24 protein-coding genes are annotated in these 26,609 nt (G+C 70.8%); 8 read left to right on the top strand and 16 right to left on the bottom strand.

Features of this window, described 5'->3' with window-relative positions; translation table 11 throughout:
• Positions 1–132: 132 nt before the first annotated feature.
• The 3 genes from ABZ953_RS34870 to ABZ953_RS34860 all read left to right on the top strand — a co-directional run bounded on the left by ABZ953_RS34870 (position 133) and on the right by ABZ953_RS34860 (position 2,361).
• Complete coding sequence (locus ABZ953_RS34870) at positions 133–1,431, top strand: M18 family aminopeptidase (protein ID WP_361732726.1); 1,299 nt, start codon at positions 133–135, stop codon at positions 1,429–1,431.
• Positions 1,432–1,543: 112 nt separating this feature from the next.
• A complete protein-coding gene (locus tag ABZ953_RS34865; protein WP_361732724.1) occupies positions 1,544–1,774 on the top strand; it encodes a DUF6458 family protein in 231 nt (76 codons plus the stop codon).
• Between the two features lie 77 nt (positions 1,775–1,851).
• The gene (locus ABZ953_RS34860; RefSeq protein WP_361732722.1) at positions 1,852–2,361 is read left to right on the top strand and encodes an LURP-one-related family protein; all 510 of its coding nucleotides are present in this window, start codon (positions 1,852–1,854) and stop codon (positions 2,359–2,361) included.
• A gap of 117 nt (positions 2,362–2,478) precedes the next feature.
• Here the strand turns inward: ABZ953_RS34860 and ABZ953_RS34855 are convergent, their stop codons facing one another.
• The gene (locus tag ABZ953_RS34855) at positions 2,479–3,285 is read right to left on the bottom strand and encodes a carbon-nitrogen family hydrolase (protein WP_361732721.1); all 807 of its coding nucleotides are present in this window, start codon (positions 3,283–3,285) and stop codon (positions 2,479–2,481) included.
• Positions 3,286–3,419: 134 nt separating this feature from the next.
• Here ABZ953_RS34855 and ABZ953_RS34850 point away from each other — a divergent pair, with 134 nt between their 5' ends.
• Positions 3,420–4,244: a maleylpyruvate isomerase family mycothiol-dependent enzyme gene (locus ABZ953_RS34850; RefSeq protein WP_361732719.1), complete on the top strand. Its 825-nt coding sequence runs from the start codon at positions 3,420–3,422 to the stop codon at positions 4,242–4,244.
• Between the two features lie 82 nt (positions 4,245–4,326).
• Here the strand turns inward: ABZ953_RS34850 and ABZ953_RS34845 are convergent, their stop codons facing one another.
• Together ABZ953_RS34845 and ABZ953_RS34840 are read right to left on the bottom strand one after the other, a co-directional pair.
• A complete protein-coding gene (locus ABZ953_RS34845; protein ID WP_361732717.1) occupies positions 4,327–5,673 on the bottom strand; it encodes an MFS transporter in 1,347 nt (448 codons plus the stop codon).
• Positions 5,670–6,455 carry a GntR family transcriptional regulator gene (locus ABZ953_RS34840; RefSeq protein WP_361732715.1) on the bottom strand — a complete coding sequence of 262 codons (786 nt, stop codon included), beginning with the start codon at positions 6,453–6,455 and terminating at the stop codon, positions 5,670–5,672. Before ABZ953_RS34840 ends, ABZ953_RS34845 begins: the two co-directional genes overlap by 4 nt.
• Positions 6,456–6,624: 169 nt before the next feature.
• Between ABZ953_RS34840 and ABZ953_RS34835 the strand changes: the two genes are divergently transcribed.
• A complete protein-coding gene (locus ABZ953_RS34835; RefSeq protein ID WP_361732713.1) occupies positions 6,625–7,518 on the top strand; it encodes a D-alanyl-D-alanine carboxypeptidase in 894 nt (297 codons plus the stop codon).
• Positions 7,519–7,601: 83 nt separating this feature from the next.
• On the opposite strand, the gene ABZ953_RS34830 is transcribed toward ABZ953_RS34835, so the two are convergent.
• The 3 genes from ABZ953_RS34830 to pdhA (ABZ953_RS34820) are packed head-to-tail and all read right to left on the bottom strand — an operon-like array spanning position 7,602 to position 11,284.
• Complete coding sequence (locus ABZ953_RS34830; RefSeq protein ID WP_361732711.1) at positions 7,602–9,089, bottom strand: dihydrolipoamide acetyltransferase family protein; 1,488 nt, start codon at positions 9,087–9,089, stop codon at positions 7,602–7,604.
• A gap of 12 nt (positions 9,090–9,101) precedes the next feature.
• On the bottom strand, positions 9,102–10,082 hold the full coding sequence (locus ABZ953_RS34825) for an alpha-ketoacid dehydrogenase subunit beta (protein WP_361732709.1): 981 nt from the start codon (positions 10,080–10,082) through the stop codon (positions 9,102–9,104).
• Between the two features lie 2 nt (positions 10,083–10,084).
• A complete protein-coding gene (gene pdhA, locus ABZ953_RS34820) occupies positions 10,085–11,284 on the bottom strand; it encodes a pyruvate dehydrogenase (acetyl-transferring) E1 component subunit alpha (RefSeq protein WP_361732707.1) in 1,200 nt (399 codons plus the stop codon).
• A gap of 383 nt (positions 11,285–11,667) precedes the next feature.
• On the opposite strand from pdhA (ABZ953_RS34820), the gene ABZ953_RS34815 reads away from it, so the two are divergent.
• Together ABZ953_RS34815 and ABZ953_RS34810 are read left to right on the top strand one after the other, a co-directional pair.
• A complete protein-coding gene (locus ABZ953_RS34815) occupies positions 11,668–12,327 on the top strand; it encodes a response regulator transcription factor (protein WP_361732705.1) in 660 nt (219 codons plus the stop codon).
• A 98-nt stretch (positions 12,328–12,425) separates the two neighbouring features.
• Entirely contained in the window at positions 12,426–12,869 is a 444-nt protein-coding gene (locus ABZ953_RS34810) for a pyridoxamine 5'-phosphate oxidase family protein (RefSeq protein WP_361732703.1), read from the top strand.
• A 24-nt stretch (positions 12,870–12,893) separates the two neighbouring features.
• On the opposite strand, the gene ABZ953_RS34805 is transcribed toward ABZ953_RS34810, so the two are convergent.
• A complete protein-coding gene (locus ABZ953_RS34805) occupies positions 12,894–14,450 on the bottom strand; it encodes a protein kinase (protein ID WP_361732701.1) in 1,557 nt (518 codons plus the stop codon).
• A gap of 308 nt (positions 14,451–14,758) precedes the next feature.
• Between ABZ953_RS34805 and ABZ953_RS34800 the strand changes: the two genes are divergently transcribed.
• Complete coding sequence (locus ABZ953_RS34800; RefSeq protein WP_361732699.1) at positions 14,759–16,438, top strand: protein kinase; 1,680 nt, start codon at positions 14,759–14,761, stop codon at positions 16,436–16,438.
• A 198-nt stretch (positions 16,439–16,636) separates the two neighbouring features.
• On the opposite strand, the gene ABZ953_RS34795 is transcribed toward ABZ953_RS34800, so the two are convergent.
• The 9 genes from ABZ953_RS34795 to pdhA (ABZ953_RS34755) all read right to left on the bottom strand — a co-directional run bounded on the left by ABZ953_RS34795 (position 16,637) and on the right by pdhA (ABZ953_RS34755) (position 26,464).
• On the bottom strand, positions 16,637–17,182 hold the full coding sequence (locus ABZ953_RS34795; protein WP_361732697.1) for a bacterial proteasome activator family protein: 546 nt from the start codon (positions 17,180–17,182) through the stop codon (positions 16,637–16,639).
• A gap of 87 nt (positions 17,183–17,269) precedes the next feature.
• Positions 17,270–17,704, bottom strand: a complete 435-nt coding sequence (locus tag ABZ953_RS34790; RefSeq protein WP_361732695.1) for a hypothetical protein — start codon at positions 17,702–17,704, stop codon at positions 17,270–17,272.
• Between the two features lie 255 nt (positions 17,705–17,959).
• Complete coding sequence (locus tag ABZ953_RS34785) at positions 17,960–18,937, bottom strand: NAD(P)H-quinone oxidoreductase (RefSeq protein ID WP_361732693.1); 978 nt, start codon at positions 18,935–18,937, stop codon at positions 17,960–17,962.
• 117 nt (positions 18,938–19,054) lie between these two features.
• Positions 19,055–20,152 carry a potassium channel family protein gene (locus ABZ953_RS34780; protein WP_361732691.1) on the bottom strand — a complete coding sequence of 366 codons (1,098 nt, stop codon included), beginning with the start codon at positions 20,150–20,152 and terminating at the stop codon, positions 19,055–19,057.
• Entirely contained in the window at positions 20,149–21,711 is a 1,563-nt protein-coding gene (locus ABZ953_RS34775; RefSeq protein ID WP_361732689.1) for a molybdopterin-binding protein, read from the bottom strand. The genes ABZ953_RS34780 and ABZ953_RS34775 overlap by 4 nt, the downstream gene beginning before the upstream one ends.
• Entirely contained in the window at positions 21,708–22,772 is a 1,065-nt protein-coding gene (locus ABZ953_RS34770) for an NTP transferase domain-containing protein (RefSeq protein WP_361732687.1), read from the bottom strand. Before ABZ953_RS34770 ends, ABZ953_RS34775 begins: the two co-directional genes overlap by 4 nt.
• A 73-nt stretch (positions 22,773–22,845) precedes the next feature.
• Positions 22,846–24,279, bottom strand: coding sequence for a dihydrolipoamide acetyltransferase family protein (locus ABZ953_RS34765; RefSeq protein ID WP_361732685.1), 1,434 nt, complete (start codon positions 24,277–24,279; stop codon positions 22,846–22,848).
• Positions 24,280–24,305: 26 nt separating this feature from the next.
• On the bottom strand, positions 24,306–25,322 hold the full coding sequence (locus tag ABZ953_RS34760; RefSeq protein WP_361732683.1) for an alpha-ketoacid dehydrogenase subunit beta: 1,017 nt from the start codon (positions 25,320–25,322) through the stop codon (positions 24,306–24,308).
• Entirely contained in the window at positions 25,319–26,464 is a 1,146-nt protein-coding gene (gene pdhA / locus ABZ953_RS34755; RefSeq protein WP_361732681.1) for a pyruvate dehydrogenase (acetyl-transferring) E1 component subunit alpha, read from the bottom strand. The genes ABZ953_RS34760 and pdhA (ABZ953_RS34755) overlap by 4 nt, the downstream gene beginning before the upstream one ends.
• Positions 26,465–26,609 lie beyond the last annotated feature (145 nt).

Below are 26,609 nucleotides of genomic sequence, written 5' to 3'. Positions count from 1 at the left end.
CGCTACCTGATCCTTTCGGGTGGCGGCATCGTCGTATGGGCTGGGGCCGCCGACATCGACATCGACCTCACCGGGATCGACCGCCTCTGATCGCCCCGCCACCCGAAGGGCGGCGCCATTAGGCTGGCTGCCATGCGCACACCCTCCGGGCCCTTCGATCGCGGCCACACCGAAGACCTCATGTCCTTCCTCGCGGCGAGCCCCACGCCGTACCACGCCGTGGCGAGCGCCGCCGAGCGGCTCGAGAAGGCCGGTTTCCGGCAGGTCGAGGAGACCGAGGCCTGGGACGGGACGACCGGCGGGAAGTACGTGCTGCGGGGCGGCGCCATCATCGCCTGGTACGTGCCGGAGAACGCCACCGCGCACACCCCCTTCCGCATCGTCGGCGCGCACACCGACTCCCCCAACCTCCGCGTGAAGCCGCAGCCCGACGCGGGCGCCCACGGCTGGCGGCAGGTCGCCGTCGAGATCTACGGCGGACCGCTGCTCAACTCCTGGCTCGACCGGGACCTCGGCCTCGCCGGACGCCTCTCACTGCGCGACGGCACCACGCGGCTCGTGAACATCGACCGGCCGCTGCTCCGCGTGCCCCAACTGGCCATCCACATGGACCGGTCCGTGCACACCGACGGGCTCAAGCTCGACAAGCAGAAGCACATGCAGCCCATCTGGGGGCTCGGCCACGACGTCCACGAGGGCGACCTGATCCGTTTCCTGGAGGACGAGGCAGGGCTCGGCGAGGGCGACGTCACCGGCTGGGACCTCATGACGTACTCCGTCGAGCCGCCCGCCTACCTCGGCCGCGACCGCGAACTGGTCGCGGGCCCCCGCATGGACAACCTCCTGTCCGTGCACGCCGCGACGGCCGCCCTCGCGTCCGTCGCCGCCCAGGAGGACCTGCCCTACATCCCCGTGCTCGCCGCCTTCGACCACGAGGAGAACGGCTCGCAGTCCGACACCGGCGCCGACGGCCCGCTGCTCGGCGGCGTCCTTGAGCGGTCCGTGTTCGCGCGCGGGGGCTCGTACGAGGACAAGGCCCGCGCGTTCGCCGGAACCGTCTGCCTCTCCTCCGACACCGGCCACGCCGTGCACCCCAACTACGCCGAGCGGCACGACCCGACGCACCACCCGCGCGCCAACGGCGGCCCGATCCTGAAGGTCAACGTCAACAACCGCTACGCCACCGACGGTTCGGGCCGCGCGGTGTTCGCCGCCGCGTGCGAGAAGGCGGGCGTGCCGTTCCAGTCGTTCGTCTCCAACAACGCGATGCCGTGCGGTACGACGATCGGCCCCATCACCGCGGCGCGGCACGGCATCAAGACCGTCGACATCGGCGTCGCGATCCTGTCCATGCACAGCGTGCGCGAGCTGTGCGGCGCGGACGACCCGCACCTGCTGGCCAACGCGCTCGTGGCGTTCCTGGAGGGCTGATCCGGGGCCGACCGGACACCGACCGGAGGCCGATCACCCGAATGTCTGTGTGGTTGCGAAGGTCCCGGGTACACGGTGACTTCGTAGCCACTACAGCAGGGAGGCGGTCCTCATGGGCCTGGGCGGATGCATCATTCTGATCGCCGCGGGTGCCATCCTCACGTTCGCGACCGACTGGGAGATGGAAGGGATCAACCTCACCGTCACCGGAGTCATCATGATGGCCGTGGGGCTCATCGGCGTCGCCGTCTTCACCAGCATCGCCAAGCGCAGGCGTGCCGTCGTACCCGCGGCCGCGCCCACCGCGGTCGTCGAGCCGGACCAGCAGCACCGCGGCTACTGACGATGTCCGATGTGCCGCACTGTCATCCGATGTGCCGCACTGTCAGATGTGCGGCGCCGCGGGGTAGTCATGGCGTCATGAGACTTCTCGTACGCGACCGCGTGCTCGGCATCGGCGACGACTACTGGATCGAGGACGACCAGGGCCGCAAGGTCTACCTCGTCGACGGCAAGGCGATGCGCCTGCGCGACACCTTCGAGCTGAAGGACATGCAGGGCAGGGTTCTCATCGAGATCCACGCCAAGCTGCTCGCCCTGCGCGACACGATGGTCATCGAGCGCGCGGGCGAGGCGCTCGCCCGCGTGAAGCGCAAGCGCCTGTCCCTGCTGCGCAATCACTACCGCGTCTCGCTGGTCGACGGCACCGAACTGGACGTCAGCGGCAAGATCCTCGACCGCGAGTTCGCCATCGAGTACGACGGCGAACTGCTCGCCGACATCTCGCGCCGCTGGTTTCGCGTGCGCGAGACGTACGGCCTCCAGATCGTGCGCGAGGACACCGACCCCGCCCTGCTGCTCGCCGTCGCGGTCTGCGTGATCCGCCTCGCGGAGAAGGAGCGCGAGGGGGAGGAGAGGGAGGACGACTGAATGGGGTGCGCCCCGTAAGGGCGCGGGGAACTGCGCGACCAGCCACGACGGACCCGCAGTCACGACGGACCCGCAGTCAAGGCGGACCCGCAGCCAATGCGGACCGGCAGCCGAGTATCAGGGCCGCGGCGGCGGGTCCTGCCCCAGCAACCGATCTTTCAGCGCCGGAAACTGCTCCCGGGTCAGCGCGACCCTGCCGGGGTCAAGATCGACGGTGAGGGTCTCCTCGCCATCCCCCGCCTCCGCGAGCACCTCACCCCACGGGTCGACGACGACACTGTGCCCCGCCTGCGGAACCCCCGCGTGCGTCCCGCCCGTGCCGCACGCCAGGACGTACACCTGGTCCTCGACGGCCCGCGCCCGCGCGAAGAGCCGCCAGTGCTCACGCCGCCGCGCCGGCCACCCCGCGGGCACCACGAACATCTCGGCGCCCGCGTCGACGAGCCCCCGGAAGAGCTCGGGGAAGCGCAGGTCGTAACAGGTCGCGAGGCCGAGCGTGGTGTCCGGCGTGCGGACCGTCGCCAGTTCGGAGCCCGCCGCCATCAGCACGGCCTCGCCCTTGTCGAAGCCGAAGCGGTGGATCTTCCGGTAGGCGGCGGCGAGTTCGCCGTCGGGCGAGAAGACGAGCGAGGTGTTGTAGAGCGGCCCGTCAGGGTCCCGCTCGGGGATCGAGCCCGCGTGCAGCCACACGCCCGCGTCGCTCGCGGCCTTCGCCATGGCCTCGTACGTAGGGCCTCGCAGCGGCTCCGCCTCGCGCCCGAAGGACTCGTACGCGAAGGCGCCCGTGGTCCACAGTTCGGGAAGAACGACCAGATCCGAACCGTCCCGGGCGCTCACTTCGCGTACCAGCGAAGCGACGCGCGGCCGACGGGAATTGACCGGTTCGTCCTCGTCTACGGCGATCTGGATGAGGGAGGCGCGCACACTACCACCGTCCTGGCATTCGAGCCGCTCACACGGCCTACGATCGTCACACGAAAGCACTGCCGGGGTGCCTGCGGGCAGCGTAACTTAACGTCTCAGACACCCACCGCCCGCGTACAACCGCAAGGGGTCCCGTGAGTCTCCATCCCAGCCTGCAAACCTACGCCGATGCCTGGACGCATTCCGTGGAAGCGATATCCGAGCTGGTGTCTCCGCTCGCCGAGGGAGAGTGGAGCTGGGCGACCCCCTGCCCCGGCTGGTCGGTGCGCGACATCATCTCCCACGTCATAGGCCTCGAATGCGAGATGCTGGGTGACCCCCGACCGATCCACACCCTGCCCCGCGACCTGTACCACGTACAGACCGAGGGCCAGCGGTACATGGAGATACAGGTCGACGTGCGGCGCCACCACACCGCTCCGGAGATGACCTCCGAGCTGGAGTACACGGTCATCCGCCGCATGCGACAGCTGCGGAACGAGTCGCGGGACCCCTCGACGAAGATCCGCGGCCCGCTTGGCACCGAGCAGACCCTCGAACTGGCCATGCGGCTGCGGGCCTTCGACGTGTGGGTCCACGAGCAGGACCTCCGTACGACACTGCGCAAGCCCGGCAACCTCGACTCCCCGGGGGCGTACGTCGCCCGCGACATGCTCCTCCTCGGGCTCGCCAAGGTCGTCGCGAAGACGGCGGGCGCGCCCGCGAACTCCGCGGTCGTCCTCGACGTGAGCGGCCCCGTCGAGTTCCTGCGCACGGTCCGCGTGGACGCCGAGGGCAAGGGCACCGTCGACAGCGCGCCCTCGCTCGGCCCCCTCGCCACCATCGCCCTCGACTGGGAGACGTACTTCAGGCTCGCGTGCGGACGCGTGACGTACGGCGCCGTCGCGGACCGCGTCAAGGTCGAGGGCGACCACGAGCTGGCGGAGGCAATCCTGCGGGACTTCCCGGTCACTCCGTAGCCGCCGGGCCCCAGCCCCAGCCACAGCCCCGGCCTCAGGCCCGGGGTCAGGCCCGGGTTCAGGCCCGGGTTCAGGCCGGGATTCAGGCCGGGACGTGCACGGCCTCCACCCGGCTGGCGACGAGCTGCTCCCGTTCCCTGCGCACCGCCCGCGACTTGAGCCGCAGGATCTGGCTGACTCCGAACGCCTCCAGGACGAACACCGCGGAGAACGCCACGCGGTAGTTGTCGCCGGTCGCGTCGAGCAGCACGCCGATCGCGAGCAGCGTCGTCATGGAGGCGACGAAGCCGCCCATGTTGGTGATGCCCGACGCCGTGCCCTGCCGCTCCTGCGGGTTCGCGGGCCGCGCGAAGTCGAAGCCGATCATGGAGGCGGGCCCGCAGGCGCCGAGCACCGCGCACAGGACGATCAGCAGCCACAGCGGGGCGTGGTCCCCGGGGTGGACGAGCACGGCAGCCCAGGCCGTGGCCGTCGCCCCGATCGTGCCGAGCGCCAGCGGCAGGCGCGCGGTGTGGTGCCGGGCCACGATCTGGCCGTATACGAGGCCGATGACCATGTTGGACAGCACGACGAGCGTGAGCAGATCACCGGCCGACGCCCGCGAGAGGCCCTGCGCCTCGACGAGGAACGGCAGGCCCCACAGGAGCAGGAAGACCATCGCGGGGAACTGCGTGGTGAAGTGCACCCACATGCCGAGCCGGGTGCCTGGCTCCCGCCAGGACAGGGCGATCTGCCTGCGTACGTACGCCGCTCCGCTGTGCGCCACCGGGCGCGGCTCGTGGCCCTCGGGGTGGTCCCGCAGGAACAGCGTGAGCAGGACGAGGACGACGACACCGCAGAGCGAGCTGCCCGCGAAGGCCGCGGTCCAGCCGACGGAGTGCAGCAGCCTGGCCAGGACGAGGGTCGAGACGAGGTTGCCCGCCATGCCGAGGAGCCCGGCGAGCTGGGCGATCATCGGGCCGCGCCGCGCCGGGAACCAGCGGCCGCCGAGCCGCAGGACACTGATGAAGGTCAGCGCGTCGCCGAAGCCGAGCAGGGCGCGGGAGACGAGCGCCATCGCGTACGTCGGCGAGAAGGCGAAGCCGAGCTGCCCGACCGTGAAGAGGACGACCCCGATCGTCAGGACCTTCTTGGTGCCGAGCCGGTCGACCATCAGGCCGCCGGGTATCTGCATGCCCGCGTACACGAGCAGCTGGAGGATCGAGAAGGTCGCGAGCGCGGACGCGTTGACGTGGAAGCGGTCCGCGGCGTCGAGGCCCGCGACGCCGAGGGACGTCCGGAAGACGACGGCCACGAAGTAGACGGCGACCCCGACGGACCAGACGAGCACGGCCTTGCGCCCGCCGGGCGGGTCACCCGGCAGCACGACGGGGCCGGAGCCGCCGGAGTGGGCGGAGTCGGCGGAGTCGGCGGAGTCGGCGGAACTCATCGGACGTCACCCCGCGCCAGGTTCTGGAACCAGCCGACGTGCCGGGTGACGACGGCGACCGCCGCCTCCGCGTCGCCGCGCCGCAGCGCGTCGAGGATCTCCTCGTGCTCCGCCAGGGTCTTCGCGATCCGGTCGGGGTGGGAGTGCATCACGGCGACCCCCATCCGCAGCTGGCGGTCCCGCAGCTGGTCGTAGAGGCGCGAGAGGATCTCGTTCCTGCCGCTGCGCACGATCTCGGCGTGGAAGCACCGGTCGGTGACCGCGGCCCCCGCGAGGTCGCCGGATGCCGCCTGCTCGCGCTGTCGCGCAAGGAGCTCCGCCAGTCGGCCGATCAGCCCTGCCGGGGCCGGTACCGCCTTGCGCACCGCGTGCGTCTCGACGAGCAGCCGCGTCTCGACGACGTCCGCGATCTCCTGCGCGGAGACGGGCAGCACCATGGCGCCCTTCTTCGGGTAGAGGCGCAGCAACCCCTCCACCTCCAGCTTGAGCAGCGCCTCGCGCACCGGGGTGCGGGACACCCCCACGGCTTCGGCGAGCTCGCCCTCGGTGAGGAGCGTGCCGCCCTCGTAGCGGCGCTCCAGGACGGCCTGCTTCACGTGGGCGTAGACGCGCTCGGCGGCGGGGGGACGCTTGGTGGCGGTGAGGGTGGGGCCGGTGGGAGCGGCCGCAGCGGTCGGAGCGGTCGGTACGGTCGGCGCTGTGGGACCGGTGGCTGTGGGACCGGTGGCTGTGGGACCGGTGGCTGTGGGGGTGACGGCTGTGGGGGTGGCGGCGGCTGACATGCGCACAGCATAGATACAACACGTATACACAGGTATCCCCGTCCACATCGCGGGCACCCCCGGCCGAATTCCTGGCCGTTCCGGCACATCCATCGACCCCCCTCACTCGTCTACTGAGTGAGCGGCATCCTCATGCAGCCGCAGCCCAGGGGCATTTGGAGTATTGAACTTGAATACCGGCATTAGAGGCGTACGTCGCACATCGGCCGTTCTCGTCACCGCGAGCGCGATGCTGGCCGGCGGCGCCCTCACCACCACGGCCCACGCGGCCGCACCGCCGAAGCCGTCGATCGTCGCCAAGGGCGGCTTCGCGATGAACAACGGCACTGGGAAGAGCCTCTTCACCAAGGCCGCCGACACCCGCCGTTCCACCGGCTCCACGACGAAAATAATGACGGCGCGCGTCGTGCTCGGCCAGCGGAACCTGAACCTGAACTCCAAGGTCACGGTCCAGAAGGCCTACAGCGACTACATCGTCAGGAACTCCGCCTCGTCGGCGCGGCTCATCGTCGGCGACAAGGTCACCGTCCGCCAGCTCCTCTACGGTCTGATGCTGCCGTCCGGCTGCGACGCCGCGTACGCGCTCGCGGACAAGTTCGGCAAGGGTTCGTCCCGCGCCGCCCGCGTGAAGAACTTCATCGGCCAGATGAACTCGACGGCCAAGAACCTGAACCTGAAGAACACCCACTTCGACTCGTTCGACGGCATCGGGAACGGCAGCAACTACTCGACGCCGCGCGACCTGACGAAGCTCGCGAGCAACGCGCTGAAGTACTCGCAGTTCCGCTCCGTCGTGAAGACGAAGTCGACGAAGCAGAAGGTCACGACGAAGAGCGGCGGCTACCGCTACATGTCGTGGTCCAACACGAACAACCTGCTCGGCTCCTACCGCGGCGCGATCGGCGTGAAGACGGGCTCCGGCCCCGAGGCGAAGTACTGCCTCGTCTTCGCTGCGACCCGCAACGGCAAGACGGTCGTCGGGACCGTCCTGACCTCGTCGTCTGTGAACAACCGCACGGCGGACGCGAAGAAGATCCTCGACTACGGCTTCAAGGTCGCCTGACCCGAGCAGTAGCGAAACGAGAGGGGCCCGCCGCGCTATCGCGGCGGGCCCCTCTCGTGTGTGCAGCGGATCGCTACCGCGTCCTACGCCCAGGTAAGCAGCCGCTTCGGCCGCTCCAGGATCGCCGCCACATCGGCGAGCACCTTGGAGCCCAGCTCCCCGTCCACCAGGCGGTGGTCGAAGGAGAGCGCGAGCGTCGTCACCTGGCGCGGCTTGACCTTGCCCTTGTGGACCCACGGCTGGAGCTTGATCGCGCCGACCGCGAGGATCGCGGACTCGCCGGGGTTGAGGATCGGCGTGCCCGTGTCGATGCCGAAGACGCCGACGTTCGTGATCGTGACCGTGCCGCCCTGCATGGCACCGGGCGAGGTCTTGCCGGACCTGGCCGTGGTGACCAGCTCGCCGAGCGACTCGGCCAGTTCGGGCAGGGTCTTGGCGTGCGCGTCCTTGATGTTCGGCACGATCAGACCGCGCGGGGTGGCCGCGGCGATGCCCAGGTTCACGTAGTGCTTCTGGACGATCTCCTGGTTCGCTTCGTCCCAGGCGGCATTGACGTCGGGATTCCGCTTGATCGCCACGAGCAGCGCCTTGGAGATGAGCAGCAGCGGATTGACCCGCAGCCCCTCGAAGGATTTGTCCTGCTTGAGCTCCTCGACCAGCTTCATCGTGCGCGTCACGTCGATCGTCACGAACTCCGTGACGTGCGGCGCCGTGAACGCCGAGCCGACCATCGCCTGCGCGGTGGCCTTGCGGACGCCCTTGACCGGGATACGGGTCTCGCGGGCGTCGGTGGACACGACGGAGGCAGCCGCGGCGGCGGGAGCGGGGGCCTGGACGTGTGCCTGGGCCTGGGCCTGGACCGCCTGCGGGGCGGGCGCGGGCGCGGTGGCCGGGGCCACCGCCGCGTGCACGTCCTCGCGGGTGATGATCCCGTCGGGCCCGGAGGGGACCAGCGTCGTGAGGTCGACGCCGAGGTCCTTGGCGAGCTTGCGGACGGGCGGCTTGGCCAGCGGCCGGGAGCCGTTCCCGTCCCCGTTCACCTTCACCTTCACCTGCGCCGGGGCTTCCGCGACCGGAGCTTCCACGACCGGAGCTTCCACGACCGGGGCCTCCGCGGCCGGGGCCTCCCCGGAGGCGGCCTTGCGGGCCCGCCGCTTGGTCGAGGACTCGGCGACCCCGTACCCCACGAGCACGGGCTGGCGCCCCTGCGGCGCCTCGGGCTCGGCCTCGGCCTCCGTCGTGGGCACCGTCGCGGGCGCCGCCTCAGTCGCCGCCGGTGCGGCCGCCGCCGAGGCACCCGCACCCGCCCCGCCCGGCACGTCCACGGCGATGATCACCTGGCCGACATCGACCGTGGTGCCCTCGGGGAAGCGCAGTTCGCGCACCACGCCGTTGAAGGGGATGGGGAGCTCGACCGCGGCCTTGGCCGTCTCGACCTCGCACACGACCTGGCCGTCGGTGACCGTGTCACCCACCTGTACGTACCACTTGAGGATCTCGGCCTCGGTGAGTCCCTCGCCCACGTCGGGCATCTTGAACTCGGCAAGAGCGTTGTCAGTCATCGTTGTCACGCCCTCCTCCCCTCAGTACGCCAGCGAGCGGTCGACGGTGTCGAGCACCCGGTCAAGGCCCGGCAGGTACTCCTCCTCCAGGCGCGCCGGCGGGTACGGCGCGTGATAGCCGCCGACCCGCAGCACGGGCGCCTCCAGGTGGTAGAAGCACCGCTCGGTGATGCGCGCCGCGATCTCCGCGCCCGTGCCCAGGAAGACCGGGGCCTCGTGGACGACGACGAGCCGCCGCGTCTTCTCGACCGAGGACTGCAGCGTGTCGAAGTCGATCGGCGACATCGAGCGCAGGTCCACGACCTCCAGGGACTTGCCCTCCTCCTCGGCGGCCGCGGCCGCCTCGAGGCAGACCTTGACCATCGGGCCGTACGCGGCGAGCGTGAGGTCGCTGCCCTCGCGGGCGACGACGGCCTTGTGCAGGGGGCCGGGGATCGCGTCCTTGTCGACCTCACCCTTGTCCCAGTAGCGCCGCTTCGGCTCGAAGAAGATCACCGGGTCGTTGCTCTGGATGGCCTGCTGCATCATCCAGTACGCATCGGCCGAGTTCGAGGGCGAGACCACCTTCAGCCCCGGGACGTGCGCGAAGAGCGTCTCGGGCGACTCGCTGTGGTGCTCGACCGCGCCGATGCCACCGCCGTACGGAATGCGGATGACGACCGGCATCTTGACCTTGCCGAGCGCACGCGCGTGCATCTTGGCGAGCTGCGTGACGATCTGGTCGTACGCGGGGAAGACGAAGCCGTCGAACTGGATCTCCACCACCGGGCGGTAACCCCGCAGGGCGAGCCCGATGGCCGTGCCGACGATGCCCGACTCGGCGAGCGGGGTGTCGATGATCCGCTCTTCGCCGAAGTCCTTCTGCAGCCCGTCCGTCACGCGGAAGACGCCGCCGAGCTTGCCGACGTCCTCACCCATGATGAGGACCTTGGGGTCGTTCTCCAGCGCGGTGCGCAGCGATTCGTTGATCGCCTTGGCGATGGGAAGTTTCTGGACAGCCATGGTTACTTGCCCTCCCCGCCCGCGGGGGCGTCCGCGAACGACGCCTGGTAGGCGGCGAACTGGGCGCGCTCCTCGTCGACAAGGGCGTGCCCGTCGGCGTAGACGTTCTCGAAGATCGACATCAGATCCGGATCCGGCATCGCCCGCACCACCTCTCGCACTCGCTTGCCCAACGCTTCGCTCTCGTCCTCGAGTTCCGCGAAATATCCCTCATCCGCGTGACCTTCGGACTCCAGGAAGGCCCGGAGGCGCAGGATCGGGTCCTTGGCCTCCCAGGCCTCCCGCTCCTCGTCCCTGCGGTACTTGGTGGGGTCGTCGGAGGTGGTGTGCGCGCCCATGCGGTACGTGAAGGCCTCGATCAGCGCGGGGCCCTCGCCCGTACGGGCCCGCTCCAGGGCCCACTTGGTGACGGCGAGCACGGCGAGCACGTCGTTGCCGTCGACCCGCACACCGGGGAAGCCGTAGCCCTGCGCGCGCTGGAAGAGCGGCACCCGGGTCTGCTTCTCGGTGGGCTCGGAGATCGCCCACTGGTTGTTCTGGCAGAAGAACACGACCGGGGAGTTGTAGACCGCGGAGAACGTGAACGCCTCGGCCACGTCGCCCTGGCTGGAGGCGCCGTCTCCGAAGTACGCGACCACGGCCGAGTCGGCACCGTCCTTGGCGACGCCCATGGCGTAACCGGTGGCGTGCAGCGTCTGCGAGCCGATGACGATCGTGTACAGGTGGAAGTTGTTGCTGTTCGGGTCCCAGCCGCCGTTGTTCACGCCGCGGAACATGCCGAGCAGGTTCGTCGGGTCCACCCCGCGGCACCAGGCGACGCCGTGTTCGCGGTACGTGGGGAACACGTAGTCGTCGTCCCGGGTGGCCCGGCCGGAGCCGATCTGGGCGGCCTCCTGGCCGAGCAGCGAGGCCCACAGGCCCAGCTCGCCCTGGCGCTGCAGGGCGGTGGCCTCGGCGTCGAAGCGGCGGGTGAGGACCATGTCGCGGTACAGGCCGCGCAGCTCCTCGCTGGTGATGTCGGCGACGTACGCGTCGTACACCGCGTTCTTCGCGCTCTTGACCCGCTTGCCCTCGGGCGTCAGCAGCTGTACGAGCTCGGGCTCCGCGCTCTTCTGCGGCGCGGCCTTCTTGGCGCTCGTGCGCTTGCCGCCGCTCGTACTGCTGCGGCGCGGTGTGCGCGCGGCGGTGCTCTCCACGGTCACGTGTGCTCCTCCGTCGGTCCGGCCCCCGGGGGTTACCGGGATGGCCAGTGCGGCTCGCCCGTCCACAAGCCCGCGCACGGGGTGGGTGCGACTCAGCCGGGAACAGGCGTGACAGGTGCCCCGGCGAGCACCCTGCTCAATGCACGTTACCCAGTGCTTCCCATTTCTGTGAAACCCCATCTGACCTGCGAATTTACTCGGAAATCCAAGTACCTGATTGCTCGGATTTCCCAGTAAATCGAGAAAGGGGGGAACACGTCCTGGTCACAGCACTGATCACAGCCTGGCAGGGGGCCGGAACACCGGCACGTTATCCCGGCCACCCCGCGTACGGGAAGGGTTCCGCCCGGGCACGGAAAGAGATCGTGTGTGAGACTGGCTCCGTGCGAGAAGACGGAAAAATTACGGTATTTCTCCTCGACGACCATGAGGTGGTCCGGCGCGGAGTCCATGAGCTGCTCTCCGTGGAGTCCGACATCGAGGTGGTCGGCGAGGCGGGTACCGCGGCAGACGCCCTGGTCAGGATCCCTGCGACCCGGCCCGACGTGGCCGTGCTCGACGTGCGCCTGCCGGACGGCAGCGGTGTCGAGGTGTGCCGCGAGATCCGCTCGCAGAACGAGGACATCAAGTGCCTGATGCTCACCTCGTTCGCCGACGACGAGGCGCTCTTCGACGCGATCATGGCCGGTGCCTCCGGTTATGTCCTCAAGGCCATCCGCGGCAATGAGCTCCTCACGGCCGTACGGGACGTGGCCGCCGGCAAGTCCCTGCTCGACCCGGTGGCCACGGCCCGGGTCCTTGAGCGGCTGCGGGACGGCAACAACGCCAAGGGCGACGACCGCCTCTCCAACCTCACCGAGCAGGAGCGGAAGATCCTCGACCTGATCGGCGAGGGCCTGACCAACCGCGTGATCGGTGAGCGCCTGCACCTCGCCGAGAAGACGATCAAGAACTACGTCTCCAGCCTGCTGTCCAAGCTGGGCATGGAGCGACGCTCGCAGGCGGCCGCGTACGTGGCACGCATGCAGGCGGAGAGGCACTGACGTACAGGAGCGCCTGTCGGTTGAGGGACTTACGTCCTCGGTTTATGAGGGCGGGATCCCCTTTTCCGACACCCTGTCCATGAACCAAGGTGGGTGGCATGCCCACCGACGAACAGCACGCCTTCGAACTCGAACAGCGCGCCTTCGACCTGCTCAGCCGCACCGACTACGGCCGGGTGGCGACCAGCATGCGCGCGCTTCCCTTCCTCGCGGCGGCCCGGCACATCGTCGTGGACGGAAAGCTCCTGCTGCGCATGCACAAGGGGTACGGCTACCACCGGGCCTGCATCGGCAGCGTCGTCGCGTACGGCGCGGACAACCTCGACGTGACGAGCGCGCGCGACACCCAGTGGACCGTCCAGTGCGTCGGCCTCTGCGATCGGGTGGAGCCGACCAACGCGGAGCTCGAACTCTTCGGCCCCGGCCCGCACTTCGCGGACGGCGACCTCTTCGACCCGGTCTACCTGCGCATCCAGCCGCAGTTCAGCACGGTCCACACCTTGCGGGCGGGGTACGACCGCCGTCTCCAGCACATTCTCTAAGGGCCGGGCGTCAGAGCCCTTACGTCAGAGCCCTTCGCCCTCGTTGCCGCCGTTGCCCGCGCCCTCGTCGTCGCCCGGATCCGTCGGGTCGCCCGTGGGCTCGGTCGGGTCGGTCGTCGGCGTCGTCGGGTCCGTGGTGGGCGTCGTCGGGTCGGTCGTCGGCTCGGTCGGCTCGTGGGTCGGCTGAGTCGGCCGGTTCGTCGGGCCCGTCGGGTCGGTGGGCTGGTTCGGCGTCGGGTTGTACGTCTCCCCGCCGGTGTCCGTCTCCTGGTCCGTCGGCTCGTCCGACGTCTCCTTGTCCGGGCTCTCGCTCGGGTCCTTCGACTGCGAGTGCTTCGGCGAGGGGGAGTGCGTCGGGTCCTTGGGGTCCTTCTTGTCGCTCGCGTTCAGCGCGAACGCGACGCCCACCGCGATGGCGATGATCGCGAGGACGACGAAGATCAACATCTTGCCGCGGCCGCCCTTGCCGCCGTGCTGACCGCCGTCGAAACCACCGTCGTCGCCCGGCGGCCGCAGCATGGGGCCCGGGATCTGCGCGGTCCCGGAGTCCGGGTGCGCCATCGCGGTGGTGCCCGCGACGCCCATGGCCGGGGTGTTGCCGCCCTCGTGCATCGCGACGGGCCCGGTGTTCCAGGTGCCCGTGTGGCTGCCCTGCTCGTGCAGCATCTGCAACCCGTACTGGACGAGGCCGCGCATCTCCTCGGCCGTCTGGAACCGGTCGTCCGGGTCCTTGGCGAGGGAGCGCATGACGAGCCCGTCCAGCTCCGGCGGCGCCGCGTCCGAGACCTCGGACGGCGGCACGGCCTGGTCCTGGACGTGCTGGTAGACCACGGAGAGCGGCGTCTCACCGGTGAACGGGGGCCGCAGCGCGAGCAGTTCGTAGAGGAGACAGCCGGTCGCGTACAGGTCGGAGCGGTGGTCGACGGCCTTGCCGAGCGCCTGCTCGGGCGAGAGGTACTGGGGCGTGCCCATGACCATGCCGGTCTGGGTCATCGTCGACTGCGCGCCGTGCAGGGCGCGCGCGATGCCGAAGTCCATCACCTTCACCGCGCCGGTGTCGGTGATGATCACGTTCGCGGGCTTGATGTCGCGGTGCACGATGCCGTGCTGGTGCGAATAGGCCAGGGCTTCGAGTACCCCCGACACGATGATCAGGGCCTGCTCAGGACCCGGCGCCTCCGCGTTGATCAGCAGATCGCGGATCGTCCGGCCCTCGACGATCTCCATGACGATGTACGGGACGACGTTCGGTCCGACGGCGTCTTCACCGGAGTCGTACACCGCCACCACAGCGTGGTGGTTGAGGCCCGCGACGGACTGCGCCTCACGCGTGAAACGGGCCTTGGACACGGGGTCCTCGGCGAGGTCGGAGCGGAGCAGCTTGACCGCGACGGTGCGGCCGAGACGTACGTCCTCGGCCGCGAAAACCTCGGCCATGCCGCCCCGGCCGAGTCTGTGGGTCAGCCGGTAACGGCCGTCGCCGACGAGCCCGCCATTGCCCCACAATTCAGGCGCGTCTGACATACCGCCGCCGGACGCCTCGGGGTCGGACGGGCCCTGAGCGCGCTGCGTCTGTGCCATCAGTCCTCGCCGTCGATTCTGGTCGTGGTACTTGGTGCTGAGTACGTCGCGATACGGGGTACTCCGACGGGCCACGCTACAGCCTTCGCGCAGCCCCCCGGTTCGACGTGGACCGGACATCAAAGCCCCCGCAGGGTCCCGTGCGCAAACTTGTAACGCTTCCGAGACGCTTCTTGCGCGTACGGTCACGGAACGGGCACCGAGCTTGACGCGTCATCGTCCTGGGGCAGACTTGGCCTGGAATAAGCGCTAAATCGATCACCAGCCGCGGAGCCGTCCGGCAGCCGCGCCGATGGGGGACGCACGAGATGAGCAGCCAGGACGGCGCACAGGGGCGGTACGCGGGGCGTTCGCTGGCCGGTGGCCGATACCAACTGCGCGATCTGCTCGGCGAAGGCGGCATGGCGTCGGTGCACCTGGCTTACGACACCGTGCTCGACCGCCAGGTCGCCATCAAGACCCTGCACACCGAACTCGGCCGCGAGCAGTCCTTCCGCGAGCGGTTCCGCCGCGAGGCCCAGTCGGTGGCGAAGCTCACGCACACGAACATCGTGTCGGTCTTCGACACCGGTGAAGACACGCTGTACGACAGCGGCTCCGCCGCGGGCGACGGCGCGATGATGCCGTACATCGTCATGGAGTACGTCGAGGGCAAGCCGCTCGGCTCCGTGCTCGACGCGTCCATCGCCCAGTTCGGCGCGATGCCGTCAGACCAGGCGCTGAAGATCACCGCCGATGTGCTCGCGGCCCTGGAGATCAGCCACGAGATGGGCCTGGTCCACCGCGACATCAAGCCCGGCAACGTGATGATGACCAAGCGCAACGTCGTGAAGGTCATGGACTTCGGCATCGCCCGCGCCATGCAGTCCGGCGTCACCTCCATGACCCAGACCGGCATGGTCGTCGGCACCCCGCAGTACCTCTCGCCCGAGCAGGCGCTCGGCCGCGGCGTCGACGCGCGCAGCGACCTCTACTCCGTCGGCATCATGCTCTTCCAGCTGGTCACAGGGCGGCTGCCGTTCGAGGCGGACTCGCCGCTCGCGATCGCGTACGCGCACGTCCAGGAGGAGCCCGTCGCCCCCTCCTCGATCAACCGTTCCCTTCCGCCCGCGGTCGACGCGATCGTCGCCCGCGCGCTCAAGAAGAACCCGAACGAGCGCTTCCCGACCGCCGAGGCCATGCGCGACGAGTGCCTGCGCGTCGCCCAGTCCTTCCAGGCGGCGGCCCCCAGCATCGTGCCGGGCGCGCAGACCACGAACGGTGCGGGCGTGGGTGCGGCGGTCTTCCCGCCGGTCGATTCGTCGCTGCCGCAGAGCGGCCACGTGCAGACGCCTTACCAGCCCAATCCGTACGGTGGTCCGGCCACACCGGCTCCGTCGCCCGCCCCCACGCCCGGCTACGGCTATCCGCAGCAGGGCGGCTACCAGACCCCGCCGCCCGTCAACGCGTACGCGCAGCAGCAGGGCGCGCACACCCCGCCGCCGTACAACCTCGCACCGCAGCCCGCGACGACGACCTCGGGCGGTACGGGCGGCTCCGGTGGCTCGGGCGGCGGCAAGCGGAACATGCCGGTGATCGTCGGCTCGATCGTCGTCGCGCTGCTCGCCGTCGGCGGCCTGGTCGCCGCCGTCTCGATGAGCGGGGGCGACGAGGGCGGCAAGGAGCCCGGCGGCGACAAGTCGAAGCAGCCGGTGGCCGGGCACAAGGGTCCGAATCGCAACATGACGATGGACACCGAGGAGTGCTCGGACCCCGAAGAGGCCTACAACGACGAGAACAAGATCAAGGTCCCTGACTTCACCTTCAAGGACTGGCGGTCGGCCCTGTCCTGCCTGCAAGCGGCCGGCTGGAGCTACGACAAGCGCAAGGTGAATGAGAACGCCTACGGGGAGGACACCGTCATGCGGCAGACCCCCAAGGAGGGCACGGAGGTCGACCCGAAGGGCGTCGACATCCAGTTCGACATCTCCACGGGCAATCCGGCCTAGGCCTGGCGGGACGCTTTCTGCGTTTCTAACGTTTCTACGTAGCGGGGTCTACGTAGAGGGCTACGCAGAGGGCTACGCAGAGGGGCTCGGTACGCGAGATGCGTACCGAGCCCCTCAGTGTTTTTGGTGTCGGTGTCAGTGTCGGTGCCGGTGTCCGGCGTCGGAGTCGGCGTTCGGCGTCGGTGCGGGGCCGTGGGCCTAGAGGTACGGGCCTCCCGAGCGGCCGGCGATGCCGCCACCGCCCTCTTCCTCCTCGTCGCCGCCCACGCCGGGCGGCAGCGCCCGCCGCATCGACTCCAGCTGGGCCCGCGCCGCCATCTGCTGCGCGAACAGCGTCGTCTGGATCCCGTGGAAGAGGCCTTCGAGCCAGCCGACCAACTGGGCCTGCGCGATGCGCAGTTCCGCGTCGCTGGGCGTCGACTCGTCCGTGAACGGCAGCGAGAGCCGCTCCAGCTCCTCGACGAGCTCAGGGGCGAGGCCGTCCTCCAGCTCCTTGACGGAACTGGCGTGGATCTCCTTCAGGCGCACCCGGCTCGCCTCGTCGAGAGGAGCCGCCCGCACCTCCTCCAGAAGTTGCTTGATCATGCTGCCGATGCGCATGACCTTGGCCGGTTGTTCGACCATCTCCGTCACCGGGACCTCACGGGATTCGTCGTCTCCGCCGCCACCGAGAGCCATTCCGTCCTGGCCCACGACCAGGACCTGGGGGCTCTCCGGCGACCGTTCGTTCCTCGGCATCTCCATCTCGCCATTCTCTCGCACGCCTGCGTCACACATCGGTGGTGCCCCCCAACACGACTGATCCACCCTGATCCACCCCGGGAGCCCGTCTCAGCCACGGCGCAGCCGCAGGCCGAGGAAACCGAGGCCGAGACCGATGAGGAGCAGGCCGCCGCCGAGGGGCAGGACGCGCAGGGTCGGGAGCACGGGCCCGACGGGCGTGCGCTCCGTGGGCTCGGAGGCGGCGTTCTGGTGGGTGACGGGGACCGGGTTCGGCCTCGGTCGCTGCGGGGGTGGCGTGTAGGGGGCCGCAGGCAGCTCGGGGAGCGGGGGCTGGGCCTGACCGGGGCGGTCACGGCCTTCGCCCGGGAGGCTGCCCGCGCGGGAGGTCTCGTCGACGGTGGTGGCCGGGCGTCTCGGCGGGGCGTCAGCGGCGGCGGCGTACGAGACGAGGTCGGGCGCCACCGTGGTGAGGGCAGGCACGGCCGTGGTGAGGGCAGGCACCGCCGTACTCAGGGCAGGCACCGCCGTGAGGACGGCGAGCAACGCGCCCACCGTAAGGGCCGCACTCCGTCCAACCCGTGAAGCTTCCACCGCGCTGACCCCCTCCCGTCGCCGGGCCGTCGGAATCAAGAGCACCGCTGCGCTGGTGACAAGCCTCACATGACGGCTCATATCCGGCATCTCGACCAGCTGTGCTGCTCAAGGGGCGCGGGGGGACTGCGCGACCAGCCACAGCGCCCCCGCAGCCAAGAGACCACCCGCAGGGGCCGAGCCGGACCTGTGGCCGAGCCGGACCTGCTACCGGGTCAGGATCACCTTGCCGATGTGGTTGCTCTCCTCAAGGATCCGGTGCGCCGCCGCCGCATCCCGCATCGGCACCGTACGGTCCACGATGGGCCGCACGTGCCCCCCGCCGATCAACGGCCAGACATGCTCCCGCACGGCCGCGACGATCGAGGCCTTCTCGGCGGCCGGACGCCCGCGCAGCGAGGTCGCGGTGACGGCGGCCCGCTTCTGGAGGAGCGTGCCGATGTTCAGCTCGCCCTTCGCGCCACCCTGCATGCCGATGATCGCGAGACGTCCGTTGACCGCGAGGGCCCGCACGTTCCGGTCCAGGTACTTCGCGCCCATGTTGTCGAGGATGACGTCCGCGCCCGCCCCTTCGGTGGCCCGCTCGATCTCCTCGACGAAGTCCTGCTCGCGGTAGTTGATGAGGATGTCCGCCCCCAGCTCCCGGCAGAAATCCAGCTTCTCCTTGCTGCCCGCCGTCACGGCGACCTTCGCGCCGACCGCCTTGCCCAGCTGGATCGCCATGGTGCCGATGCCGCTCGAACCACCGTGGGCGAGCAGCGTCTCGCCGGGCCGCAGGTGAGAAATCATGAAGACGTTGGACCACACGGTCGAGGTCACCTCGGGCAGCGCGGCCGCCGTCACGAGGTCGACGCCCTCGGGCACGGGCAGCAGCTGACCGGCCGGCACGACGACCTGTTCCGCGTACCCGCCGCCCGAGAGCAGCGCGCACACCTCGTCCCCGACCGCCCAGCCGGAGACGCCGGTGCCGAGGGCGCTGATCCGGCCCGCGCACTCCAGGCCGGGGTAGGGGGACGCGCCGGGCGGCGGGTTGTAGAAGCCCTGCCGCTGCAGCAGATCGGCGCGGTTCACGGCGCTCGCCACCACCTCGACGAGCACCTCGCCCTCACCGGGCACGGGATCGGGGACCTCGGCCCATACGAGCGCTTCGGGGCCGCCAGGTTCGGGGATCGTGATCGCATACATGCGGGCGAGGCTACTCGTGTCACGGATCCGGCACCGGTCGCCGTTCCCGCCCGGCGCCCAGCGCTCCCTCTCTCGCCGGTCCGGCCCCGCGTCAGTCCTCGCCGGACCATCCTTGCGTCAGCTCGGTCGCAGCGGCTTGATGTCCGGGGCGACGGTCGTGCCCGGTGAGGCGCGGACGATCGTGATCAGGCGGTCCGTCAACTGCAGCTTCCCGACGGCCGGGTCGTCGTACCCGAGCACGCGATGGCCTCGTACGACACTCACGACCAGGTCCTCCGTCTCCCGCACACCCAGTCCCACCTCGGCCTTTATCACCGGCCGTTCGACCAGATCGAGCCCGCTGCCCTGCTGGATCAGGTCCTCCATGACCATGCCCGCGCTCGGGCTGAGCACGGAGAGGCCGAGCAACCGGCCCGCCGCGCTGGCGCTGGTGATGACCGCGTCGGCGCCGGACTGCCGGAGCAGCGGCGCGTTCTCCTCCTCGCGCACCGCCGCCACGATCTTCGCCCCGCGGTTCAACTGCCGTGCGGTGAGGGCGACAAGCACCGCCGTGTCGTCGCGCTGCGTCGCGATGATGATCTGGCGCGCCCGCTGCACCTCCGCACGGAGCAGTACATCGCTGCGCGTCGCGTCGCCGACGACGCCCGCGAAACCCTCGGCCGTGGCGGCGTCGATGACCTTCGCGCTCGGGTCGACCACGACGATCTGGTCCGGCTTCAGGCCGGTGGCGCAGACGGTCTGGATCGCGGAACGGCCCTTGGTGCCGAATCCGACGACGACGGTGTGTTCACGCAAGTTGGACCTCCAGCGGGACAGACGCCATTCCTCGCGCGTCCGTTCCGTGAGCACTTCGAGGGTGGTGCCGACCAGGATGATCAGGAAGAGCACGCGCAACGGCGTGACCAGGAGGATGTTGGTGAGCCGCGCGCTGTCGCTGTACGGGACGATGTCGCCGTAGCCGGTGGTGGAGAGCGTGACCGTGGCGTAGTACGTGGCGTCGAGGAAGTCGACGCGGTTGTCCGAGTTGTCGTGGTAGCCGTCGCGGTCGATCCAGACGATGAACGTCGTCAGGGCGAGGACCAGCAACGCCATCGCGAGTCGGCGGGTGACCTGGCGCAACGGCCGCTCGACCGTACGCCGGGGCAGCTTGATCCGATGGGTCGTGTGCTGCTCTTCGGGGTGACGCGCGATCGCGTCATGCCCGGGAAGTTTCACGTGAAACGCTCCTCGCCGTCTGCGCCACCCGCGCCATCCGCGCTCTTGGCAGCCTCTGCGCCACCGGCGCCGTACAGCCCCACCCCGGCGCCGTACAGCCCCGCCCCGGTGCCGACGTCCGGCACCGCCCACGGCAGATCCAGAATCTCCAGCTCCTGCCCCTCCCGCGCCCCGCCGGGCGGCACGACCGCGAGCCCGTCGGCCGCCGCGATGCCGCGCAGCATCGCCGGGCCGTTGAAGCGGAGCGGCACGGCCCGGTCGGCGCGCAGGGTGACGGGGACGAGGCGGGTGTCGTGGGGGTGCCCCTGCACGGCGTCGCGCAGGGGAGCGGTGTACGTAGAGGGGCCGCCGCAGCCCGTCACGCGCCCGGAGAGCGTCCGCAGCAAGGGTTCGGCCAGCGTCAAAAGGCCGGAGACGGCGGCGAGCGGATTGCCGGGCAGCCCGACGAGGTGCTGGCCGGGGCGAACGCGGGCCAGCAGCATGGGGTGCCCGGGGCGCACGGCGACGCCGTCCACGAGCAGTTCGGCGCCGACCCGGGCGAGGGTCGGGTGAACGTGGTCGACGGGCCCCGACGCGGTACCGCCCGTCGTGACGATCAGGTCGGCGGTCGACGCACGGAGCGCCTGGTGGAGCGCTTCGGCGTCGTCTCCGAGGAACCGGACGGCGGTCACGTCGGCGCCCAGCGCGTGCAGCCAGGGCGGCAGCATCGGGCCGAGCGCGTCCCGGATGAGGCCTTCGTGGGGAAGGCCCTCCGTCAGCAACTCGTCGCCCAGTACGAGGACTTCGGCGCGGGGCCTGCGCACCACCGCCAGCGTGTCGTACCCGGCGGCCGCGGCCAGGCCGAGCACGGCGGGGGTCACCAGGGAACCGGCGGGCAGGAGGTGGTCGCCGGAGCGGCACTCCTGGCCGCGCGGTCGGATGTCCTGGCCGGTGACCACCTTGAGCCGCGCGTGCAGCCGTCCCCTGTCGTCGATGGTGCCGTGCTCGCTGCGCAGCACCGCGGTGGCGTCCTGCGGGATACGGGCGCCCGTCGCGATGCGTACCGCCTCCCCGTCGCAGAGCGCGTCCGGTCGGCCGTGCCCGGCGAGGACCTTCTCGGCCCGCACGTCCCAGGGTCCGGGCCCCGCGACGGCCCAGCCGTCCATCGCCGAGGTGTCGAACGACGGCAGGTCCGTGAGGGCGGTGAGCGGCGCGGCGAGAATCAGACCGAGGGCCCGGTCCAGGGGGACAGGACCAGGTTCGACCGTCGGCCGCGGGGCGGCCCGCTCCGCCCGGGTGCGGGCGGTGGGCCAGGGGATGGACCCGGGGGCGGACTCGGGAGCGGACGTGGGGGTGGTGGGGGTGAGGGCGGGGTCGCGTTGCTTGCCGCCTTCTGGCGCGGGCGGAGGTGTGGCGGCGGATCGGGCGGCCGATCGTGCGGCTGGGGTGGCCACGGGGGCCGACCGGGGCGCGCCCTCGTGGCCGTCATGACCGTCATGGCCGTCATGGCCGTCGCGGTCACCGTTCACCAGAGCGAGTGCCTCATCGAGATCGGCGTCCGGCACGGGTTGCCCGGTCATCCGGCGTCCGGCCGGGTGCGGGGCGAGTCGTCGGCCGGGGCGTCGGTCGGCGCGTCAGTGGCGGTATCGGTGGGGGCATGGCTCGCGGCCTGAGGCTTCACGTCCTGCTGGCCCTCGTCCGGCTGGCCCTCGTCCGGCTGGTCCTCGTCCGTCCAGCGGGCCGCGAGTGCGGCGGCCTTGCGCGTCGCCTCGGCCACCGCCTCGGTGCCGTCGGCTGTTCCGCCCCGCGCGGCGGCCTGCGCCGCCGCGTATCCGACGAGGAACGTGGTCAGCGGTGCGGCCGGCCTGGCCACGCCATGCGCGGCGTCGCGGGCTAGGTCGAGGAGGGCGCCGGTGTCGACATCGAGATCGATACCCAGCTCGTCCTTGACTGCGGAAATCCATTCATCCAACACGTGCCCATGCTCCCTGATACGCGCCCGAGCGGTGGCGATGTCGTCCCAGGTGTCGCAGTCGAATGCGGCGACGGGGTCGGCGACGCGGGAAAGCTCGAGCCGCGCGACGAGCAACCGCAGGGGCAGCCCGGTCAGCGCTCGGGCCCGCTCCCGCTCCTCCGCGAGCCCAGCGAGCCCCGTGAGCCCAGCGAGCCCAGCGAGCCCCGCGATCTCCCGGCACAGCGCATCCCGCCGGTAAGCCGCGACGAGCGGCTGATCGCGGCCGTCGGGATCCGTGAGGACCACCCCGTCCGCACCGCTCTCGCCCAGCGCGGTGAGCAGGCGGCGCACGGTCCGCTCCCCCAGGAACGGCAGGTCGGCCGAGAGCACCACCACCCGCTCCGCCGAAGTGCACCGCAGCCCCGCGGCGAGCGCGGCCAGCGGCCCGCCGCCCGCGGGTTCCTCGCGCGCCCAGACCACGGGGCGCGCGGTAGGCCTCGGCGCGGCCACGACGACGGTGGTCCCCGCGCCGGAACAGGCCGCGAGGACCCGGTCGATCAGCGTCCGGCCGCCGACCCGCACCCCCGGCTTGTCCGCGCCGCCGAGCCGCGCGGCGCCACCGCCCGCGAGGACAACGGCGTCGTACGGCGCGGCGGGCTCGGGCGGGTCGCCCTCGTTCGTGGTCACCCACTGAGTATGGGCATACGAAGGATCAATACCACCCCCGCGAAAGGCCTTACGGACAAGGGACTTACGTCACTCACATCGACCGCAACAGCACCGCCGGCTGTTCGACGCAGTCGGCCACGTAGCGCAGGAATCCGCCCGCGGTGCCGCCGTCGCACACCCGGTGGTCGAAGGTGAGGGACAGCTGCACCACGTGCCGCACCGCCAACTCCCCCTGATGCACCCACGGCTTGGGCACGATCCGGCCCACTCCGAGCATGGCTGCCTCGGGGTGGTTGATGATCGGCGTGGAACCGTCGACTCCGAACACCCCGTAGTTGTTGAGGGTGAAGGTGCCGCCGGTGAGCTCCCCCGGCGTGAGCCTTCCCGTCCGCGCCAACTCCGTGAGCCGGATCAGCTCCGCGTTGATCGAGTCGGTCGTGCGGGCCTGGGAGTGCCGCACCACCGGGACGACCAGGCCGCGGTCGGTCTGCGCGGCGAAGCCGAGGTGGATGTCGGCGAACTGCCGCACCTCGCGCGCTTCCATGTCCACGGAGGAGTTGAGCATCGGGAAGCGGGTCAGCGCGGCCACGCTGATACGGGCGAGCAGCGCGAGCAGGGACACCTTCCGGCCCCCGTCCGCCCCGTCCCGTTCCGCCGTCGCGGCGTTCATGGCCTTGCGGGCCGCGAGCAGTTCGGTCGCGTCGGCGTCGACCCAGCAGGTGGCTTCCGGTATCTCGCGACGGCTGCGGGACATCTTGTCCGCGACCAGGCCCCGGATGCCGGTCAGCGCGTGCCGGGACACGAGTCCCGCGTGCTGCGGCTCCAGTTCCGCCGCTACCTCGCGGCGCGCCACGGTGTCCGGCTCGGTGTCCGCCTCAGTGGCCCGCGCCCCCGCACGGTCCGCCGTGAGGGCCGCGTCGACGTCCGCGCGCGTGATGAGCCCGTCCGGGCCGGAGCCCACGAGGGCACGCAGGTCCACGCCGTTCTCCCGGGCCAGCTTGCGGACGAGAGGGGAGATCACCGGAATGGGGCCGTCCCCGCGAGCGGGGGCCGCGGCCTGGTCCTGGGCGTCCTGGACCGGGGGCGCCACGGGAAGCACGGCGGCTTCCCGTGGTGCGGGGCGCGAGGGCCGCACCCTCCGGCGGCGCGCGGGAGCCGCCGCCGTCCCGTACCCGACGAGGACGTTCCCCGAGGACTCCTCGGCAGCGGTCTGCAAGGCTCGCTCCGCGGGCTCTTCGGGAGCCCGGCTACCGGTCGCCCCCTCCAGGGCACCGGCCTCGACCCCGGCCGGTGCACCGACGGCAACGGTCAACAGCGGCGCCCCCACCGGCAGTTCCGCGCCTTCTTCACCGAAGCGCGCCGTCACCACGCCTCCGTAGGGACACGGCACCTCGACCATCGCCTTGGCCGTCTCGACCTCGACGACCGGCTGGTCCACGGCCACGACGTCGCCGACCTCGACGAGCCAGCGGACGACCTCCGCCTCCGTGAGCCCTTCCCCGAGGTCGGGCAGTTTGAATTCCATACTGTTCACATCAAGGGCCGGGGCCATCAGCTCTCCGCCTCCCACTGCAGCCGCGCGACCGCGTCCAGGATCCGGTCGACACCCGGCAGATGGTGCTTCTCCAGCATGGGCGGCGGATACGGGATGTCGAAGCCCGCGACCCGCAGCACCGGCGCCTCCAGATGGTGGAAGCACCGCTCCGAGACCCGTGCGGCGATCTCGCCGCCGGGGCCGCCGAAGCCGCCCGACTCGTGCACGACGACCGCCCGACCCGTGCGCCGCACGGACGCGGCGACCGTCTCGTCGTCGAAGGGCACCAGCGAGCGCAGGTCGACCACTTCCAGGTCCCAGCCCTCGGCGCGCGCGGCCTCGGCCGCCTCCAGGCAGACGGGCACGGACGGTCCGTACGTGATGAGCGTGGCGCTGCGACCGGCGCGCCGCACCACGGCGCGGCCTATCGGGTCCACGGTCTGCGGGGCGTCCGGGTTCCAGTCGGCCTTGGACCAGTACAGGCGCTTCGGCTCCAGGAAGACGACGGGGTCGTCGGAAGCGATGGAGGCGCGCAGCAGGCCGTAGGCGTCGGAGACCGTGGCGGGCGTGACGACGTGGAGTCCCGGCGTCGCCATGTAGTACGCCTCGGAGGAGTCGCTGTGGTGCTCGACGCCGCCGATGCCGCCGCCGTAGGGCACGCGGACGGTGATGGGCAGCGGCAGCGCACCCCGCGTGCGGTTGCGCATCCGCGCCACGTGCGAGATCAGCTGCTCGAAGGCGGGGTAGGCGAAGGCGTCGAACTGCATCTCGACGACGGGCCGCAGCCCGTACATCGCCATGCCGACGGCCGTCCCCAAAATGCCCGCCTCGGCGAGCGGTGTGTCCGTGCAGCGGTCCTCGCCGAACTCCTTGGTGAGCCCGTCGGTGACCCGGAAGACCCCGCCGAGCGCCCCGACGTCCTCTCCGAGGATGTGCACGGAGGGGTCCTCGGCCATGGAGTCCCGCAGCGCGCGTCCGAGCGCCTGCGCCATCGTGGCCGGTTTGGTGGCCGGCTTCGCCGCGACCGTGGTCATCGCGCTTCCTCCTCGGCCTCTCCGGAGGCCACTTCCAGCTCGGCACGCAACTGTGCCGCCTGCTCCCGCAGTTGGGAGGTCTGCTCGGCGTACACGTGCGTGAAGAGGTCCATGGGGTCGAGTACGGGCTCCTGGTTCATGCGTTCGCGCAGGTCGGCCGCCATGGCCTCCGCGTCGTCGCCCGCCTGCCGCTTCGTGTCGTCGTCCAGGAGTCCGCGCTCCGTCAGCTCCCGCTCCAGGAGCAGGATCGGGTCGTGGTCGCGCCAGGCGTCGACGTCGGTGTCCTGGCGGTACCGCGTGGCGTCGTCGGCGTTCGTGTGGGCCTCCATGCGGTACGTGACCGCCTCGACGAGCGTGGGGCCTCCGCCGGCCCGCGCGCGGGCGACCGCTTCGCCGAGGACCTCGTGCATCGCCACCGCGTCGTTGCCGTCCACCAGGCGCCCCGGCATGCCGTACCCCACTGCCTTGTGGGCCAGGGACGGAGCGGCGGTCTGCTTGTCGAGCGGCACGGAGATCGCGAAGCCGTTGTTCTGCACGAGGAAGACCACGGGGGCCTGCCACACCGCCGCGAAGTTCAGCGCCTCGTGGAAGTCGCCCTCGCTGGTGCCGCCGTCGCCGACCATGGCGAGCGCGACCACGTCGTCGCCCTTGAGCCGGGCGGCGTGCGCGAGGCCGACAGCGTGCGGCAGCTGCGTCGCGAGAGGCGTGCTCAGGGGCGCTATGCGGTGCTCGCGCGGGTCGTACCCGGTGTGCCAGTCGCCGCGCAGCAGGGTCAGCGCGCTCATGGGGTCCAGGCCGCGGGCCACCACGGCGAGCGTGTCCCGGTAACTGGGAAAGAGCCAGTCCCGCTCCTCCAGGGCGAGCGCGGCGGCGATCTCGCACGCCTCCTGCCCGGTGCTCGAGGGATAGACCGCCAGCCTGCCCTGCTTCGTCAGGGCCGTCGCCTGCGTGTTGTAGCGGCGACCGCGCACCAGCTCCGCGTACAGACGGCGCAGCAGCCCCGGATCGGCCTTCTCGGCAGCCGTAGTGCCCAGGACGCGGTACGGCTCCGCGTCCGGAAGCAGCGGCGCGGGGTCGGTCCTGGGCTGCCAAGCGGGGGGCGGGGTGGGCCGGTAGGCGCCCCGCTGCTCCATGACCGTCATCACGGCACCTCCTGGGGGGAAGCGGACTCCTCGTGGGAGCGGAAATGAGGCGCGTCGACGTGATGCGCCTCACCTACCGATTGTTCGGTCGTCGGCACATTTTGGCTACAGGCCCCTCCAGGCTGTGGACAAACGGTTCTCCACA

Source organism: Streptomyces sp. NPDC046465 (genome assembly GCF_040646035.1).
Classification (GTDB): Bacteria; Actinomycetota; Actinomycetes; order Streptomycetales; family Streptomycetaceae; genus Streptomyces.
Note: the sequence above shows the minus strand (reverse complement) of the source record. Positions and strands in the feature narration are given on the sequence as shown.